At 70.4% G+C, this 15,515-nt stretch carries 13 protein-coding genes; 5 read left to right on the top strand and 8 right to left on the bottom strand.

Translation table 11 applies throughout. From position 1 onward, the window contains the following. The first annotated feature begins 93 nt into the window (after positions 1-93). A complete protein-coding gene (locus R0232_RS32045; protein WP_431510643.1) occupies positions 94-4,809 on the top strand; it encodes a LamG-like jellyroll fold domain-containing protein in 4,716 nt (1,571 codons plus the stop codon). 96 nt (positions 4,810-4,905) lie between these two features. Here the strand turns inward: R0232_RS32045 and R0232_RS32040 are convergent, their stop codons facing one another. The 8 genes from R0232_RS32040 to R0232_RS32005 all read right to left on the bottom strand — a co-directional run bounded on the left by R0232_RS32040 (position 4,906) and on the right by R0232_RS32005 (position 11,116). Further along, the gene (locus R0232_RS32040; protein ID WP_431510642.1) at positions 4,906-5,808 is read right to left on the bottom strand and encodes a DMT family transporter; all 903 of its coding nucleotides are present in this window, start codon (positions 5,806-5,808) and stop codon (positions 4,906-4,908) included. A 55-nt stretch (positions 5,809-5,863) separates the two neighbouring features. After that, the gene (locus R0232_RS32035; protein WP_431510641.1) at positions 5,864-6,538 is read right to left on the bottom strand and encodes a helix-turn-helix domain-containing protein; all 675 of its coding nucleotides are present in this window, start codon (positions 6,536-6,538) and stop codon (positions 5,864-5,866) included. A gap of 58 nt (positions 6,539-6,596) precedes the next feature. After that, positions 6,597-7,181, bottom strand: coding sequence for a lipocalin family protein (locus R0232_RS32030; RefSeq protein WP_431510640.1), 585 nt, complete (start codon positions 7,179-7,181; stop codon positions 6,597-6,599). Between the two features lie 51 nt (positions 7,182-7,232). Then, positions 7,233-8,051, bottom strand: a complete 819-nt coding sequence (locus R0232_RS32025) for a hypothetical protein (RefSeq protein WP_281078242.1) — start codon at positions 8,049-8,051, stop codon at positions 7,233-7,235. A gap of 36 nt (positions 8,052-8,087) precedes the next feature. Beyond that, positions 8,088-8,792, bottom strand: a complete 705-nt coding sequence (locus R0232_RS32020) for a TetR/AcrR family transcriptional regulator (protein ID WP_093354255.1) — start codon at positions 8,790-8,792, stop codon at positions 8,088-8,090. A gap of 180 nt (positions 8,793-8,972) precedes the next feature. After that, complete coding sequence (locus tag R0232_RS32015; RefSeq protein ID WP_296795332.1) at positions 8,973-9,494, bottom strand: phasin family protein; 522 nt, start codon at positions 9,492-9,494, stop codon at positions 8,973-8,975. Positions 9,495-9,612: 118 nt separating this feature from the next. Then, complete coding sequence (locus R0232_RS32010) at positions 9,613-10,062, bottom strand: acyl-CoA thioesterase (protein WP_203203155.1); 450 nt, start codon at positions 10,060-10,062, stop codon at positions 9,613-9,615. A gap of 139 nt (positions 10,063-10,201) precedes the next feature. Beyond that, positions 10,202-11,116, bottom strand: a complete 915-nt coding sequence (locus tag R0232_RS32005) for a LysR family transcriptional regulator (RefSeq protein WP_431510639.1) — start codon at positions 11,114-11,116, stop codon at positions 10,202-10,204. Between the two features lie 180 nt (positions 11,117-11,296). Between R0232_RS32005 and gtdA the strand changes: the two genes are divergently transcribed. The 4 genes from gtdA to R0232_RS31985 all read left to right on the top strand — a co-directional run bounded on the left by gtdA (position 11,297) and on the right by R0232_RS31985 (position 15,454). Next, on the top strand, positions 11,297-12,373 hold the full coding sequence (gene gtdA / locus R0232_RS32000; RefSeq protein WP_431510638.1) for a gentisate 1,2-dioxygenase: 1,077 nt from the start codon (positions 11,297-11,299) through the stop codon (positions 12,371-12,373). Between the two features lie 64 nt (positions 12,374-12,437). Then, complete coding sequence (locus tag R0232_RS31995) at positions 12,438-13,142, top strand: fumarylacetoacetate hydrolase family protein (RefSeq protein WP_431510637.1); 705 nt, start codon at positions 12,438-12,440, stop codon at positions 13,140-13,142. An 11-nt stretch (positions 13,143-13,153) separates the two neighbouring features. Continuing rightward, positions 13,154-14,407, top strand: a complete 1,254-nt coding sequence (locus tag R0232_RS31990; protein WP_431510636.1) for a 3-hydroxybenzoate 6-monooxygenase — start codon at positions 13,154-13,156, stop codon at positions 14,405-14,407. A gap of 60 nt (positions 14,408-14,467) precedes the next feature. Then, positions 14,468-15,454: a Bug family tripartite tricarboxylate transporter substrate binding protein gene (locus tag R0232_RS31985; protein ID WP_431510635.1), complete on the top strand. Its 987-nt coding sequence runs from the start codon at positions 14,468-14,470 to the stop codon at positions 15,452-15,454. The last annotated feature ends 61 nt before the right edge of the window (positions 15,455-15,515 follow it).

The following is a 15,515-nucleotide window of genomic DNA, read 5'->3' as shown; positions in this document are numbered from 1 at the left end:
GTGCGCGCTGCGCGCGCATGTCGTGATTCGAGCCAGAGAAGAACGAGTCAGCAGATTCCCCTGCGAACTTCCAACAACACTTGGAGGCAAACGATGAAGATCCGGTATTACCTGATGGCATTGATGGTGCCGTTCGTCACCCTGTTGACGCACGCGGCGATCACCGGGGTCAGTCCGATGACGACCCTCGGCAACATGGCGACCGCGGTGTCCGAGGCCGTCGCCGATCCCCTCCCGCTGCAGGGGCCGGGGCTGGGCAACCTCACCTACACCTCGGAGGAACTGTTCAAGCCGGTGTCGGTGATCACCAGCCCGGCGCATCCGCTCGACCCCGCGCACAGCAACGCCAACGAGTCGCGCGAGGTGCCCGCCACCTACCCGGGCCGCAAGGACTACGGCATGAACGCCGGCATCATGGTCAACGGCTATTTCCTCACGTCCTTCGCCCCCGACAGCGGCCTCGGCCCGGGCGGCTTCCTGCTGTACGACGTGTCGAACCCGCGCCAGCTCCGGCTGGTCAAGAAGATCTACGAGCCCGAGGGGCGCACCAGCGAGTTCCGCGAGACGCACTCCTTCGGCACCGCGCGGATCGGCGACAAGACCTACGTGGTGCTGCCCAGCATCAACGGCGTGGAGTTCTGGGATTTCACCGACGTCAACGACATCAAGCAGGTGAAGAAGCTGGCGCTGCCCGGCGTCAACGCCGGCGACTACGAGAACGTCGCCTGGCAGCTCTGGTGGCAGGCGCCCTACCTGTACGTGGCTTCGGCGGGCCGGGGCATGTTCATCGTCGATGCCGCCGACCCCGCGAACGCCGTGCTCGCCAACCGCGGCGCCGGCAAGTCCAACCCGGTGTCCACCGGCGAACTCGGCGGCTTTCGCATCGGCCCGATCTTCACGATGGGCAACCACATGGTGCTGACCGCGATGGAGAGCAACGGCGGCTTCGCGAGCCTCGATATCTCCGATCCGCTCAATCCCAAGGTGCTCGACTCCATCGTGGGCACCACGCCGTTCTACTATGCGACCTGCTTCGACGGCCGGAACCTGCATGTCTCCACCCGCAACAGCGGCGCGAAGATGTACAGCTACGACCTGAGCGACCGCTCGAAATTCGTGGCCGAGGACAACCGCCTGGTCATCGACGAGCAGCTGTACTGCGCCACGCAGGACCACTACGTGATCCAGGGCGCGCAGACGCGCATCCACAAGGTCGACGTGAGCAATCCGCTCAATCACGTGGAGGTGGGCCGCGGCAGCATCCTGCGCGAGGACGATCCGAACTTCTCGCATTCGGACAACGGCCAGGTCGCGATGTTCGGCAACCTCGTGTTCGTGGGCAACGACCACGGCTCGGGCAGCGGATTCGTCGTGCACCAGGTCGACCCCGACACCACCCGGCCCGAGGTCAAGCAGGTCTCCCCCGCCAACGGCGCGAAGCAGCAGGCGCTGACCTCGCGCATCGGCCTGGGCATGACCGACAACATCCGGCCCGAGAGCGTCAACGCCAACACCTTCATCGTGCGGCCCGTGGGCGGCAACACGCTGGCCGGCACCTACAGCGTGCAGCTCGGCATCGTCAACTTCCATCCCACGCAGCCGCTGCAGCCGGGCACCAGCTACGAGGTGTTCCTGCCGGCCAACGGCGTGAAGGACTATGCGGGCAACGCCATCGGCGCCGACTTCAAGTCCACCTTCAACACCGGCAACGCGGCCGAGGTGGGCCTGAGCTACCACTGGGCGCTCAACGGCAAGCTCAGCGACCCGATCTCGAACAACGACGGCACGCCCGCCAGTGGCGACGCCTTCGAGAGCATCGGCCTGAACTTCGCGAACCGCGCGGGCGGCGTGCAGCTCAAGAACGACAGCGTGGCCACCGTGCTGGGCGGCACCGCCTCGCTGAGCTTCTACATGAAGACCACGCAGAACGGCAGCGCCAACGCCTGGACCGCGCCCGGCATCTTCGGGCGCGACCAGTCGGGCGGCGCCGACGACGTGTTCTGGGGCTGGCTCGACAACACCGGCCGGCTCAACCTGTCGGTGGCCAACGCGGCCACCAACAACCCGGGCACGCGCTCGACCTCGCCGGTCAACGACGGCAACTGGCACCACGTGGTGCTCACGCGCGACGCGGGCTCGGGCGCGCAGACCATGTACATCGACGGCGCCAAGACCAGCTCGAGCGGCCTCACCGGCGTGAAGGGCCTCGCGAACAAGTTCCAGTGGCTGGGCCAGATCCAGGGCAATGCCGACTTCTTCAAGGGCACGCTGGCCGACGTGCGGGTGTTCAACCGCGTGCTCGGCGACGCCGAGGTCGCGACCCTGCGCGGCCAGGCGGTCATCGGCGACCCCGGCATCGGCAGCGGGCCCAAGGTGGTCAACGGCACGCTGAACTTCAACCCGTCCACGCTCGGCAGCGGCGGCGCGCAGTTCCGCTGGAACTTCGGCAACGGCACCGTCACGGCCTTCTCGAGCCAGGCCGGCTACAGCTACACCTACACCACGCCCGGCCACTACACCGTGACCCTGACGGTGAAGGACAGCGCGGGCCGCGAGACCTACTACACCTACAACGTGACCATCATCGCGCCCGTCACCGCGAGCGCGCCGCGGCACACCGGCAACATCGCGGGCGACGCGAACCGGGTCTACGCGGTCAATCCCGACAGCGGCACGGTGGCGGCGATCGACGCCCAGAGCCTGGCCAAGCTGTGGGAGGTGTCGGTGGGCAGCGAGGCCAAGACGCTGGCGCTCGGCCCCGACGGCCGGGTCTGGGTCGCGGTGCAGGGCGAGGACAAGCTGGTCGCGCTCAACGCCGCCGACGGCAGCGTCTCGGTCACCGTGCCCTTCGACTACGGCAGCGGTCCCTACGGCGTGGTCTTCACGCCCGACGGCGCCAAGGGCCTGCTGACGCTGGAGAGCAAGTCGCGCCTCGTGAGCTTCAATCCCTCCACCGGGGCGGTCACGGCCACCCTGCCGCTCGACGGCACGGTGCGCGGCATCGCGGTCACGGGCGACGCCCAGATCGCCTACGTCACGCGCTTCAAGTCGAAGATGACCGGCGGCGAGCTCTACAAGGTCAACCTGGCCTCGATGAGCGCGCTGTCGACCATCGCGCTGCCGGTGGACACCACCACCGTCGACACCGAGGCCGGCGCGCGCGGCGTGGCCAACTACCTGAGCCAGGTCGTGATCTCGCCCGACGGCAAGCGCGCCATCCTGCCCTCGAAGAAGGACAACATCGTGCGCGGCCGCTTCCGCGACGGCCGCGACCTGGTGCACGACCAGACCGTGCGCTCGATCCTGTCGCAGGTCGACCTGCAGTCGGCGGCCCACGTGGCCGGCGAACAGATCGACTTCGACGACCGCGCGCCGGCGCGCGCCGCGCTGTTCTCGCCCGCGGGCGACTACATCTTCGTGGCGCAGATGGAAGGCAACCGGGTGGCGATCGTCGATCCCTACACGCGCTCGGTGCGCGGCGAGATCGACACCAGCAGCGCGCCGCACGGCCTGTTCCTCGACGCCGCGCGCAAGCGCCTGTTCGTCAACAACTTCCTCGCGCGCTCGGTGTCGGTGCACGACGTGGCGGCGGTGCTGGCCTCGGAGAGCAACGCGGCGGTCTTCGTGCGCAACGTGCAGACCGTGGCGACCGAGCCGCTGGCCGCGGCCGCGCTGCGCGGCAAGCAGGTGTTCTACAACGCCGCCGACCGGCGCATGAGCAAGGACAACTACATCTCGTGCGCGAGCTGTCATGCCGATGGCGGCGACGACGGCATGGTGTGGGACTTCACCCAGCGCGGCGAGGGCCTGCGCCGCACCATCAGCCTGCAGGGGCGGCGCGGCACGAGCCATGGCCGGCTGCACTGGAGCGCCAACTTCGACGAGGTGCAGGACTTCGAGAACGACATCCGCAACGAGTTCGGCGGCACCGGCTTCCTGAGCAATGCCGACTACGCGGCCACCTCCAATCCGCTGGGCACGCCCAAGGCCGGACGCAACGCGCAGCTCGACGACCTCGCGGCCTACCTCTCGTCGCTCGACAAGTTCATGCGCAGCCCGGCGCGCACGGCCGACGGCAACCTCAGCGTGGAGGCCGCGCGCGGCCAGACGGTGTTCAACACCGCGCAGTGCGCGACCTGCCACACCGGCGGCACCTTCCGCGACGGCCAGCGGCACGACGTGGGCACGATCCAGCTCTCGTCTGGCAAGGGCGGCAACCAGCCGCTGGCGGGCGTGGGCTTCGACACGCCGACGCTGTCGGGCACCTGGAGCGTGACCTCGTTCTTCCACAACGGCCAGGCCGCCTCGCTGCAGGCGGTGCTCGACAGCGGCCACGGCAACGCCAACGGCCTGCCGCCGGCCGACGTGGTGGCGCTGCGCGAGTACGTGCGCTCGCTCGACACTGCGCCGCCGCTGGTCGCGCGCATCCGCTCCGACGCCAGCAACCTGTGCGTGAACATCAAGGGCGTGTCGACCGCCAGCGGCGCCACCGCGGTGCAGTGGCCCTGCGGCAACGACGCCAACGAGAAGTTCACCGTGACCAGCAGCGGCGGCTACGTGCAGTTCGTGGCGCAGCACAGCGGCCTGTGCCTGGCGCAGAGCGGCAACGCGACCACCAATGCCGCCGTGGTGCAACTGGCCTGCACGGCCGGCAATGCGACGCAGTGGACGGTGGTCGGCTCGACCCTGCGCAACCGCGCCTCCGGATCCTGCCTCGACGTCCCGAACGGATCCACCACGCAGGACACGGCGCTGATCACCTGGACCTGCAACGGGGGCAACAACCAGAACTGGACCCAGCTGCCCTGAGCGGGCGGCCTTGACCGGGGAGGGCGCGCCTGCGGGCGCGCTTTTTTTTGCGCCCGTCGGGCCTTGGCCAAGGTCGGGCGCGGGCGCGGGGCGGTGTCACCGGGCCCGGCGCGCTTCGGTCCACACCACGATCAGCAGGCCGGCCAGCACCATCGCGAGCCCCGCGAAGGCCCAGGGGCCCGGGCGCTCGTGCAGGACGACCAGGGCGAGCCCGAAGGCCGTGACGGGCTCGGCCAGTGCCAGCGTGACGCCCGAGGCGCCGGAGATGTGCCGCAGCGCATGGCTGAACAGCAGGTAGGCGATGCCGGTCGACACCAGGCCCAGGTAGGCCACGAGGACCCAGCCCGCGGGCGTGGTCGAGAAGGGGCCGGAGATCAGCAGCGCGGCCGGCATGGCCGCCACGGAGGCCGTCGCGAAGAGCCACAGCGTGACCGTCGCCGGCGGCGACCGGCGCACCAGGCGCTGGCTGACCAGCGTGTAGATGGCGTAGCAGAGCCCCGAGCCCAGGCACAGCGCCAGGCCGGCGAGGTCGACGCGCGAGCCTGCGCCCGATCCCGACATCACCATCAGGCCGCCACCGCCGATCGCGAGCAGGGTGCCCGCCCACCAGGCCGGCGCGGGTGGCGTGCGAGACACGAGCGCCTGCAGCAATCCGGCCCAGGCCGGCCCGCTGCCCACGGCGATCGCGGTGCCGATGGCCACGCCCGTGGCCCTGACGCCCGCGAAGAAGCTCAGGTTGTACCCGGCCATGCACAGGCCCGCGAGCAGCACCCAGCGCCATGTGGCCGGCGCCATCGACAGCGCGACGGGCTCGCCGCGCTGCCGTCGCCAGCCGATGAAGGCCGCGAAGAACAGCGTGGCGATCGCCATGCGCAGCGTGCCGATCCAGAAGGGCGACGTGTCCAGGGGCGCGAAGCTCTGGGCGGTGCCGGTCGTGCCCCAGAGCGCGGCGGCGGCAAGCACCATGCCGGCGCCGGTGAGGGAAGCGTGCTTTGTCATGCGCGCATCCTCCAGCGCCGCGGCCGCGGCAACTGTCGAGAGACTCTCGACCTCGTCAGCCCGCGCGCGCGTGTCGGGCGCCCGACTGGCGGTCGCGTCGCAGCGCGAAGCCGAGGGCGCTGGCCGAGCGGTAGCCCGTGCGCAGGGCCGTCGCTTCGAGCGGCAGGCCGCCGCGCAGCAGGCGCTGGGCGGCGTCGAGCCGGCGCGCGCGCAGGTAGGCCTGCGGCGACAGCCCCGTCAGTTCGAGCAGCCGCGCATGGAAGCGCTGCGGGCTCAGGAAGAACAGGGCGGCCATGCGCGCGGTGTTCCAGGGCTCGTGCAGCGCGCCGCCGAGGGCGGTGTCGAGCCGTGCCAGGTCGATGCTGCGGCGCGCGAGGATGGAGGGCGCCTCGAGCACGTGCGCCAGGTGCTGCGCGGCCCGGGCCGGGTCGACGTCGTTCCTGCAGGCCGCCGTGACCGCGAAGCGCCGGATGCGGTCGACGCCCGTGGCGGGGGGCGTGTCGATGACCACCATGCGCACGCCGCGCGGCGACATGAAGGTGTGGGCCACGCCGGCCGGAATGATCATTCCGCAGGAGGTGTCGGTGAAGGCGGCGCGGCCGCCGATCTCCAGCTCCATGCGGCCGTCCAGCGCGAACATGATCTGCGCGTGCGCATGGTCGTGGCCGGCGTATTCGCCCGCGTAGCTGCGCACGCTGTAGGCGATCCCGGAGACGAGCGGACTGTGCATGCCCGCGATTGTGCCCAGCCCCCGCGAACCCCGCGTGCCCCGCGTGCCGGCGGCCGGCTCAGCGTTCCGGCCAGCGCTGCGGCACCCGGCGCAGCTTCGCCATGTCGTAGCCCAGGGCCTCGATCTTTCGCAGCGCCTGCGCGTAGGCCTCGGGCGCCAGCTCGGGCGTGCGCGCCATCAGCCAGACGTAGTCGCGCTGGCTGCGCGCGACGATGGTGCTCCGGTAGTCGGGCGACACGTCGGCGATCACGTACTCGGCCTGGATCGGCCAGATGAACTGCATGCCCCAGACCGCGTTGCCGGTGCCGGGCCGCACGGTGCCCACGGGATGCAGGGTCTCGACCGGCGCGTCGAAGCTGCCGTCGCGGTAGCGGAAGTCGGTCTGGATGCGGCCATCGGGCCGCTGCGCGTAGGACTCGACGGCGTTGAACGCGTTCTTCTCCGGCAAGGTCGGGATGTGCGCGATCACGTACCAGTCGCCCATGAAGCGCGCGATGTCGACCGCCGGCACCGGCGCGATCGTCGGTGCCGGCGTCGCGCAGGCCGTGAGCGCGGCGCACGCGCACAGGGCCAGCCAGCCGAGCGGGTGCCTGGGGCGCGCCGCGGGGGCGCGTTCGGGAGGGGTGTGTGGAAGGCGGGTCATCCGGTCAGTACGCAGCCGCGCGCCGACTGGATCCCCCGCCGTGGCGGCGGCCTATTCGGACAGGCCGGCGCGCGCGAGCTCCACGTCCAGCCGCTCCTTCGCGTCGGCCGGCTTGAGCGCCGCGGCCTTCTCGTAGAGCCGCGTGGCCTCGGCCATGCGCGCGTCGCCATGCAGCATCAGCAGCGCGCGCGCGTATTCCATCAGCGCGCTGGCCGAATGCGGATGCAGCGCGATGCCGTGCTCGAACAGCTCGACGGCAGTCTCGGCGCGCACGCCGTAGGTCATGCGGCCGACCAGCGCGCCGACCTTGTCGATCACCTCGGCATGGAAGGCGGCGAGCGCGACGTGGGCGTCGGCATGGCGCGGCTTGAGCGCGATCACGCGTTCGAGCGCCTCCTTGAGCCGCGTGCCCAGGCCCTGCGCGAGCGCGCGCGCCACGCTGATGCCCTGGCTGTAGCGGCCCATCGCATAGGCCTGCCAGTACAGCGCCTGGCAATCGTCGGGCTCGGCCGCGACCTGCGCGCCGGCGCGTTCCACCACCTGGCGGAACATCGCGAGCCGCACGGCTTCGCGCGGCTCGAGGTAGTTGGCATAGATCGCGGTCGCCTGGTTGGCCAGCGCCAGGCCCTCGGCGCCGTGCAGCAGGCCGATGGCCGCGGCGCGTTCGAACTCGCCGCTGTGATAGAGCGCCCAGCCCTCGGCCAGGGCCTCGTTGTGCTCGGGCGCCGGCATCTCGTGGCCGGCATGCAAGCGCGCCCAGTGCGCGATCAGGCTGCGCGCATCGAAGCGCGGCACGTCGGCGTAGGGCAGCGGCGCCCAGGGGCTGGAACCGGCGGTGCCGGGCGTACCGCCGGCCGTCGCGGTCGACATCAGCGGGAGCGGTTTGAAATCGTGGGGGGACATGGTTCAGGCGGCCATATCGGCAGGGGACGAGGCGGAAGGGCTGCTGGCGGCATCTTCGCCGCCGTAGGCCTGGCCCAGTGTCAGCAAATGGCGCCGTTGCTCGGCGCCGAGATAGGGCGCGAGCTGGTGCAGGGTGTGGCGGGCGCCGCGCAGCAGCGCGGCCTGCGCATGGGCCGGCTCGAGCGCCTGGCGCGGGTTGCGCACGTACTCGTAGCTGAGCCAGTAGGTCAGCACCACCACCATGCTCTGCGCCAGCGTGTCGACCTCCTGCGCGTCGATCTCGAGGTGGCCGGCGCGGCCCAGGCCGGCGATCAGCTGGCGCATCGCGCGCACCTTGTGCTTGAGCACGAGCTGGAACTGGGTCTCGAGGTGCCGGTTCTTGCTCAGCAGGTCGTTGAGGTCGCGGTAGAGGAAGCGGTGGCGCCAGATCAGCTCGAACAGGCTGTGCATGAAGAACCAGGCGTCCTCCACGTCGTGGATGCCCTCGCTCGCATGGAGCAGCTCGCCGAGCTCGGTCTCGTAGCCCTCGTAGAGCTTGTTGATCAGCTCTTCCTTGGCCGGGTAGTGGTAGTAGAGGTTGCCGGGACTGATGTTGAGCTCGCCGGCCACGAGCGTGGTGGAGACGTTCGGCTCCCCGAAGCGGTTGAACAGGTCCAGCGCGGCTTCGAGAATGCGTTGTGCAGTGCGGCGTGGCGCTTTCCTGGCCATGTCGGTGCTCCCGGGTTGTCTCTTGGAAACACTCTAGCGCAGGAACGCCGCGCGAAGCGCGCAGGGGACATTGATTTGCGGGGCACTGCGTTTGTGCAGTGCCGCATGCGCGATGCGCCTGGCAGCGCCTCGGCGCGCATTCGGCGCCGGAATCGGCCGCTTCGAGGCCGGAAAGCCGCTTTATTCGGCGCCGCTCGATTTGTTGCGCCGCACCGTGGCCTTGCGTGCCGGTGTCTCGACCGACTTGGCGTGGCGCGCGGCGCGCGCACCGCGCGCCGGACTGGCGGCGGGTTTCGCGGTGCCGGCCGCGCCGCGCAGGGCGGCCAGCTCGGCCTCGAGCGCCGTCACGCGCGCCTGCAGCGCGGCCACCTCGGCCGGCGGCGGCATGCCGAGCTTGTCGAGCGCGCGCGCCACGCGTTCCTCGAAGATGTTCTCGAGCTTGCCCCACTGGCCCGCGGCCTTGGTGCCGAACTCGTTCGCGAAGCCGGCCATGCGGGCCTGGGCCTGCGACAGGGTTTCCTCGGCCGCCTGCTGGGTGCGCTTCTGCATGCCCGCGCCGTCCTTGACCAGCGACTCGAAGGCCTTGCTGCCCTCCTGCTGCATCTTGGCGAAGGCGCCGAGGCCGGCCAGCCAGATCTGCTGCGCGGAATCCTTGATGCGGTCGGAGGTCTTGTCGAAGCGGTCGTCGTCCTGGGTGGCCATGTGCGGTCCGAATGAAGGGGGAAGCGGGGAGGGGCGGTCTGCCGGAAACCGCCGAACTCTAGCCGCGCCGGCCGCGCGCGGTTAGAGCCTTTTGCCTATTCAGGTCTTTGCGGACCGCTCAGGGGTTGCCCGAGGCCGCGCGGCTCGCGTCGAGGTGCGCCCGCGCGCGCTCGGCCAGCGCCATCTCGCCCGGCGTGCCCGGCACGTAGGCCTCGACCGGCAGCGGCCGGCCGTGCGAGTCGACCGAGACGAAGACGATCAGGCACTCGGTGGTCTTCTCCATCGCGCCGCCCTTCATGTCGCCGCTGCGCACCTCGACCGAGATGTTCATGCTGGTCTTGCCGGTGTAGGCCATGCGCGCCTCGACCTCGACCAGGTCGCCGATCATGATCGGGCGGTGGAAGCGGATGCTGCCGATGAAGGCGGTGACGCAGTAGCGCTTGGCCCAGCTCGTGGCGCAGGCGTAGCCGGCCTCGTCGATCCACTTCATGACCGTGCCGCCGTGGACCTTGCCGCCGAAGTTGACGGTGTTGGGCTCGGCGAGGAATCGCAGGGTGATGGAAGACATGCTGTGCCTTTGTGCTTTCGGGAAGGGGCCGTGGGGGCCGGGACGTGGGGGAGGCGATTATGCGAGGGCGCGCATGACGGTTCGGCCGCCGCCCGTCGTCCAGGCATGCCCGCCGGGCCGCAAGCTCCATGCCACCGGCTCAGGCCGGGCCCGCCGCCTCGCCTTCGTTGAACAGCTGCGCCAGCGTGCGCCGCAGCCAGGCATTGCCGGCGTCGGCATGGAAGCGCTCGTGCCAGTGCTGCTTGACCGCGTACGAGGGCAGCTCGAACGGCGGCTCGAGCAGCTGCACCGGCTCCTGCGTGGCCAGCACCTGGCCGAGGATGCGCGGCACCACCACCAGCAGCTCGGTGTGGGCCACGATCCGCGCCACGCTGAGGAAGCTCGACAGCCGCGTCACCACGTGGCGCCGCAGCCCGAGCCGCGCGATGGTCTTGTCGACGATCGCATGGCCGGTGCCCGAGGAGGCCACCACCGCGTGCGCCTCGGCCTCGAAGCGCTTGCGCGTCAGCCGGGCGCCCACGCGCGGATGGTTGCGCGCCGCCAGGCAGACGAAGTTCTGCATGAACAGCGTCTGCTGGTAGAAGCCGGCCTCGAGCTGCGGCATGAAGCCCACCGCGAGGTCGACCGCGCCGTCCTCGAGCCGGCGGCCGCTCTCGGTCGAGATGATCTCGGTCTCGATGCGCACGCCCGGCGCCACCTGCCGCAGGTGGTCGAGCAGGCCCGGCAGCAGCACCACCTCGCTGATGTCGGTCATGCAGATGCGGAAGCTGCGCTCGGCCGTGGCGGGGTCGAACACCGCGCGGCCGCCCTTGGCGCGGTTGAGGCGGTCGAGGATGTCGAGCACCAGCGGCTGGGTCTGGCGCGCATAGGGCGTGGGTTCCATGCCGCGCGAGGTGCGCACGAACAGCTTGTCGCCGAAGTGGGTGCGCAGCCTGGCGAGCGCCGTGCTCGCGGCCGACTGCGAGATGCCGAGCCGCTCGGCGGCGCTCGAGACGTTGGCGGTCTTGTAGACCTCGTCGAACACCAAGAGCCATTCCAGATCGAGTTGTGCCATGGGCGCGGCCCTCGTGGTCTGCGGCCCGCGGGCCACCATTATCGAAAAACAGGATCGGAGCTATCGCCGGTCCCCCATTGCGCCAATAGTAGTGCGGGCGGATGATCCCATTGATTCGGAAGTTCTAACCAGGCCGGCGCCCCAAGTCGCCGCCGCGCCATGCACCGCGAGAGACACGCCATGAACCCCTCCACCGCCCGCGCCGCGCCTTCCAATGCGGATGAGCGCCGCGACTACTACGACCGCATCCGCCCGCTGCACCTCACGCCGCTGTGGGAATCGCTGCATGCGCTGGTGCCGCGCGAGCCGCAGACGCCCTGCGTGCCCGCGCTGTGGCGCTACGACGAGATCCGCCCGCTGCTGATGGAGTCGGCCGACCTGATCACGGCCGAGGAGGCCGTGCGCCGCGTGCTGGTGCTCGAGAACCCGGCGCTGCCCGGCAACTCCTCGATCACGCAGTCGATCTATGCCGGGCTGCAGCTGATCATGCCGGGCGAGGTGGCGCCCTCGCACCGCCACGTGCAGTCGGCGCTGCGCTTCATCGTCGACGGCCAGGGGGCCTACACCACGGTGGGCGGCGAGCGCACCACCATGTACCCGGGCGACTTCATCATCACGCCCTCGTGGGCCTGGCACGACCATGGCAACGAGGGCATCGAAGGCGTGGTGGAGCCGGTGGTCTGGCTCGACGGCCTCGACATCCCGATGCTGCGCTTCTTCGACGCCGGCTTCGCCGAGAACGACGACGCCAAGGTGCAGCACGTGGCGCGGCCCGAGGGCCACAGCCTTGCGCGCTTCGGCCACAACATGGTGCCGGTGCGGCACGACCACGTGTCGGCCACCTCGCCGATCTTCAACTACCCCTATGCGCGCAGCCGCGAGGCGCTCGCGCAGTTGCAGAAGCAGGAAGCGCCCGATGCGTGGCTGGGCCACAAGCTGCGCTACATCAACCCGCTGACGGGCGGCTCGCCGATGCCGACCATCTCGACCAATCTGCAGCTGCTGCCGAAGGGCTTCGCGGGCAAGACGCACCGCGCGACCGACGGCAGCGTCTACAGCGTGGTCGAAGGCCATGGCAGCGCCGAGATCGCGGGCCAGCGCTTCGAGTTCGGGCCGCGCGACACCTTCGTCGTGCCCTCGTGGGCGCCGCTCACGCTGCACGCGCCCAACGGCGACTGCGTGCTCTTCAGCTTCTCGGACCGGCCCGTGCAGCAGGCCATGGGAATCCTGCGCGAAGCCTTCCTCGAGAACGCCTGAGCCCCGGCCCTTTCGTTTTTTTCCTTTCCCTCGACCGTTGCCGCCCCACGCGGCAGGAGCCCTCATGTCCTTCGTCTTCACGCCCCCTTCCATCGTCGGCCTGCCCATCGTCGGCAGCGACAAGCAGTTCCCCGTGCGCCGCGTCTACTGCGTGGGCCGCAACTACGCGGCCCATGCGCGCGAGATGGGCTTCGATCCCGACCGCGAGCCGCCGTTCTTCTTCTGCAAGCCCAACGACGACGCCTCGGTGGTGCCGGTGGCCGAGGGCGCGACCGGCGCCATTCCCTATCCGGCGCTGACCGCCAACTACCACTACGAGGCCGAGCTGGTGGTCGCCATCGGCAAGGGCGGCCGCGACATCCCGGTGGAACAGGCCGCGAGCCACATCCACGGCTATGCCGTCGGCCTCGACATGACCCGCCGCGACCTGCAGATGAAGATGCGCGAGCAGGGCCGGCCGTGGGAGATCGGCAAGGCCTTCGACTTCTCGGCGCCGATCGCGCCGCTGCGCACGCTGGCCGAGGTGGGCGAGATCGATGCCGGCGAGATCCGCCTCGAGGTCGACGGCGAGGTGCGCCAGAAGAGCGACATCACGCACCTGATCTGGTCGGTCAACGAAGTGATCGCCAACCTGTCGACCCTGTTCGCGCTGCAGCCCGGCGACCTGATCTTCACCGGCACGCCCGAAGGCGTGGGCGCGGTGAAGCCCGGCCAGACGATCAAGGTCAGCATCGAGCGGCTGCCGTCGCTGAGCGTGCGCATCGACTGAGCGAGCCGCGCATGAGCCCGACCCCTTCCCCCACCGTGCTGCTGGTCGGCGGCGGCATCGGCGGCATGGCCGCCGCGCTGGCGCTCGCGCGCCTGGGCGTGTCGATCGACCTGCTCGAGCAGAGCGCCGCCATCGGCGAGATCGGCGCCGGCCTGCAGCTCGGCCCCAATGCCTTCGCCGCGCTCGACGCGCTGGGCGTGGGCGAGGCGGTGCGCCGGGGCTCGGTGTTCACCGACCGGCTGGTGATGATGGATGCGGTCGACTGCTCGGAAGTGGCTTCGGTGCCGGTCGGCGAGGCCTTCCGCGCGCGCTTTCGCAACCCCTATGCCGTGAGCCATCGCGCCGACCTGCACGGCGCGATCCACGAGGCCGTGAAGCAGCATCCGCTGATCCGTTTCCATACCTCGGCGCAGGTCGAGACCCTCGACACTCGGGGGCAGGGCGTGGTGGCTGTCACGCGCGACGGCCGGCGCTTCCAGGCCGATGCCATCGTCGGCTGCGACGGCGTGAAGTCGGTGGTGCGCGCGGCGCTGATCGGCGACGCACCGCGCGTCTCGGGCCACGTGGTCTACCGCGCGGTGGTGCCGGCGGCCGACATGCCGGCGGACCTGCGCTGGAACGCGCCCGTGGTCTGGGCCGGCCCGAACTGCCACCTGGTGCACTACCCGTTGCGCCATGGCGAGCAATACAACCTGGTCGTCACCTTCCACAGCCGCGAGCGCGAGGAATGGGGCGTGACCGACGGCAGCAAGGAAGAGGTGCTGTCGTACTTCGAGGGCGTGCATGCGCGCCCGCGCCAGCTGCTCGATCGCCCGACCTCGTGGCGCCGCTGGAGCACCGCCGACCGCGATCCGGTCGAGCGCTGGAGCGAGGGCGCGGCCACGCTGCTGGGCGATGCCGCGCATCCGATGATGCAGTACCTGGCGCAGGGCGCCTGCATGGCGCTCGAGGACGCGGTGACGCTCGGCGAGGCCGTGAAGGCCTGCGACTTCGACCTGCCGGCCGCCTTCCGGCTCTACGAGGCGGCGCGCGTGGCGCGCACGGCGCGCGTGGTGCTGTCGGTGCGCGAGATGGGGCGGCTCTACCATGCCAGGGGCGTGGAGCGCCTGGTGCGCAACAGTCTCTGGACCGGCCGCACGCCCGAGCGCTTCTACGATGCGGTCGAGTGGCTCTATGCCTGGCGGCCCGAGCGCTGCCTGGATGACGCGCCCGAGGCGCTGCGCCGATCGGCACGCGCCGAGGCCGCCGCGCTTTCGCCGCACTGACACCCGACGCCTTCAAGATCCACAACCATCGAGGCCCCAGGCCCACGGAGACAAACGACCATGAACTTCCCGCGCGCACTGCTGACCGGCCTTCTCGCCCTGACCTCGCTGGCCATGGCCGGCGGCGCGGCGGCCCAGGCCGGCGACTATCCGAACAAGCCCGTGACGCTGGTCACGCCCTTCGCGGCCGGCAGCGGCCCCGACGCGGTGCTGCGGCTGGTCTCCGACAAGCTCTCGCGGCTGTGGAACCAGCGCGTGCTGATCGACAACCGGCCCGGCGGCGGCGGCTTCATCGCCATCGACCAGGCCCGGCGCGCCGCGCCCGACGGCTACACCCTGCTGCAGCTCGACAGCGAGCACGTGGCGGCGCTGCCGCACCTGTACAAGTCGCGCAACTTCGTGACCTTGCAGCACTTCGACCCGGTGGCCTCGCTGTTCCGCACGCCCTTCTTCGTGGCCGTGGGCAGCGACTCCAAGTGGAAGACCATGGCCGACCTGATCGCCGCGGCCAAGGCCGATCCCGACGCCATCGTCTACGGCTCCTGGGGCGTGGGCAGCCCGGGCCACCTGGGCGCGCAGCAGCTCGAGGCGCTGACCGGCATCCGCATGCGCCACGCGCCCTACCGCGAGGTCTCGCAGCTGTATTCGAACGTGGGCACCGGCGAAGTGCCATGGGCCTTCGCGAGCATTCCCTCGAGCCAGGGCATCTACAAGGCCGGCAAGCTGCGCTACATCGCGGTGGCCGCGCCCAAGCGCATCCCGCAGATGCCCGATGTGCCGACCATGGCCGAGGCCGGCGGCCCGGCCGGGCTGGAGGTCAATTCCTTCGTCTCGCTGCTCGCGCCCAAGGGCGTGCCGGCGGCCATCAAGGCGAAGATCAACGCCGACGTGGCGAAGGTCATCGCCGACCCCGAGATCCGCGCCCGTTTCGACACCTTCGCCTTCGAGCCGCTGGCCTGGTCGCCCGAGGAGATCGAGCGCCAGGCCGAGGCCAAGTCCAAGGTCTACGGCGAGCTGGTGCGCAGGGGCAACATCAGCCTCGAATAGCGGCCCGTGCCTTGCTTGGGGCAGTTAAGCTGCCCGCCTGTTTTGACACTTTTTGACAATT

The sequence above is a fragment of the Variovorax sp. DAIF25 genome (assembly GCF_050711835.1).
GTDB lineage: Bacteria > Pseudomonadota > Gammaproteobacteria > Burkholderiales > Burkholderiaceae_C > Variovorax.
Note: the sequence above shows the minus strand (reverse complement) of the source record. Positions and strands in the feature narration are given on the sequence as shown.

What these genes read in the sequence shown, in the direction of transcription:
- R0232_RS32045 (WP_431510643.1), top strand. Translation starts at nt 94, where the DNA reads ATGAAGATCCGGTATTACCTGATGGCATTGATGGTGCCGTTCGTCACC.
- R0232_RS32040 (WP_431510642.1), bottom strand. Translation starts at nt 5,808, where the DNA reads ATGACAAAGCACGCTTCCCTCACCGGCGCCGGCATGGTGCTTGCCGCC.
- R0232_RS32035 (WP_431510641.1), bottom strand. Translation starts at nt 6,538, where the DNA reads ATGCACAGTCCGCTCGTCTCCGGGATCGCCTACAGCGTGCGCAGCTAC.
- R0232_RS32030 (WP_431510640.1), bottom strand. Translation starts at nt 7,181, where the DNA reads ATGACCCGCCTTCCACACACCCCTCCCGAACGCGCCCCCGCGGCGCGC.
- R0232_RS32025 (WP_281078242.1), bottom strand. Translation starts at nt 8,051, where the DNA reads ATGTCGACCGCGACGGCCGGCGGTACGCCCGGCACCGCCGGTTCCAGC.
- R0232_RS32020 (WP_093354255.1), bottom strand. Translation starts at nt 8,792, where the DNA reads ATGGCCAGGAAAGCGCCACGCCGCACTGCACAACGCATTCTCGAAGCC.
- R0232_RS32015 (WP_296795332.1), bottom strand. Translation starts at nt 9,494, where the DNA reads ATGGCCACCCAGGACGACGACCGCTTCGACAAGACCTCCGACCGCATC.
- R0232_RS32010 (WP_203203155.1), bottom strand. Translation starts at nt 10,062, where the DNA reads ATGTCTTCCATCACCCTGCGATTCCTCGCCGAGCCCAACACCGTCAAC.
- R0232_RS32005 (WP_431510639.1), bottom strand. Translation starts at nt 11,116, where the DNA reads ATGGCACAACTCGATCTGGAATGGCTCTTGGTGTTCGACGAGGTCTAC.
- gtdA (WP_431510638.1), top strand. Translation starts at nt 11,297, where the DNA reads ATGAACCCCTCCACCGCCCGCGCCGCGCCTTCCAATGCGGATGAGCGC.
- R0232_RS31995 (WP_431510637.1), top strand. Translation starts at nt 12,438, where the DNA reads ATGTCCTTCGTCTTCACGCCCCCTTCCATCGTCGGCCTGCCCATCGTC.
- R0232_RS31990 (WP_431510636.1), top strand. Translation starts at nt 13,154, where the DNA reads ATGAGCCCGACCCCTTCCCCCACCGTGCTGCTGGTCGGCGGCGGCATC.
- R0232_RS31985 (WP_431510635.1), top strand. Translation starts at nt 14,468, where the DNA reads ATGAACTTCCCGCGCGCACTGCTGACCGGCCTTCTCGCCCTGACCTCG.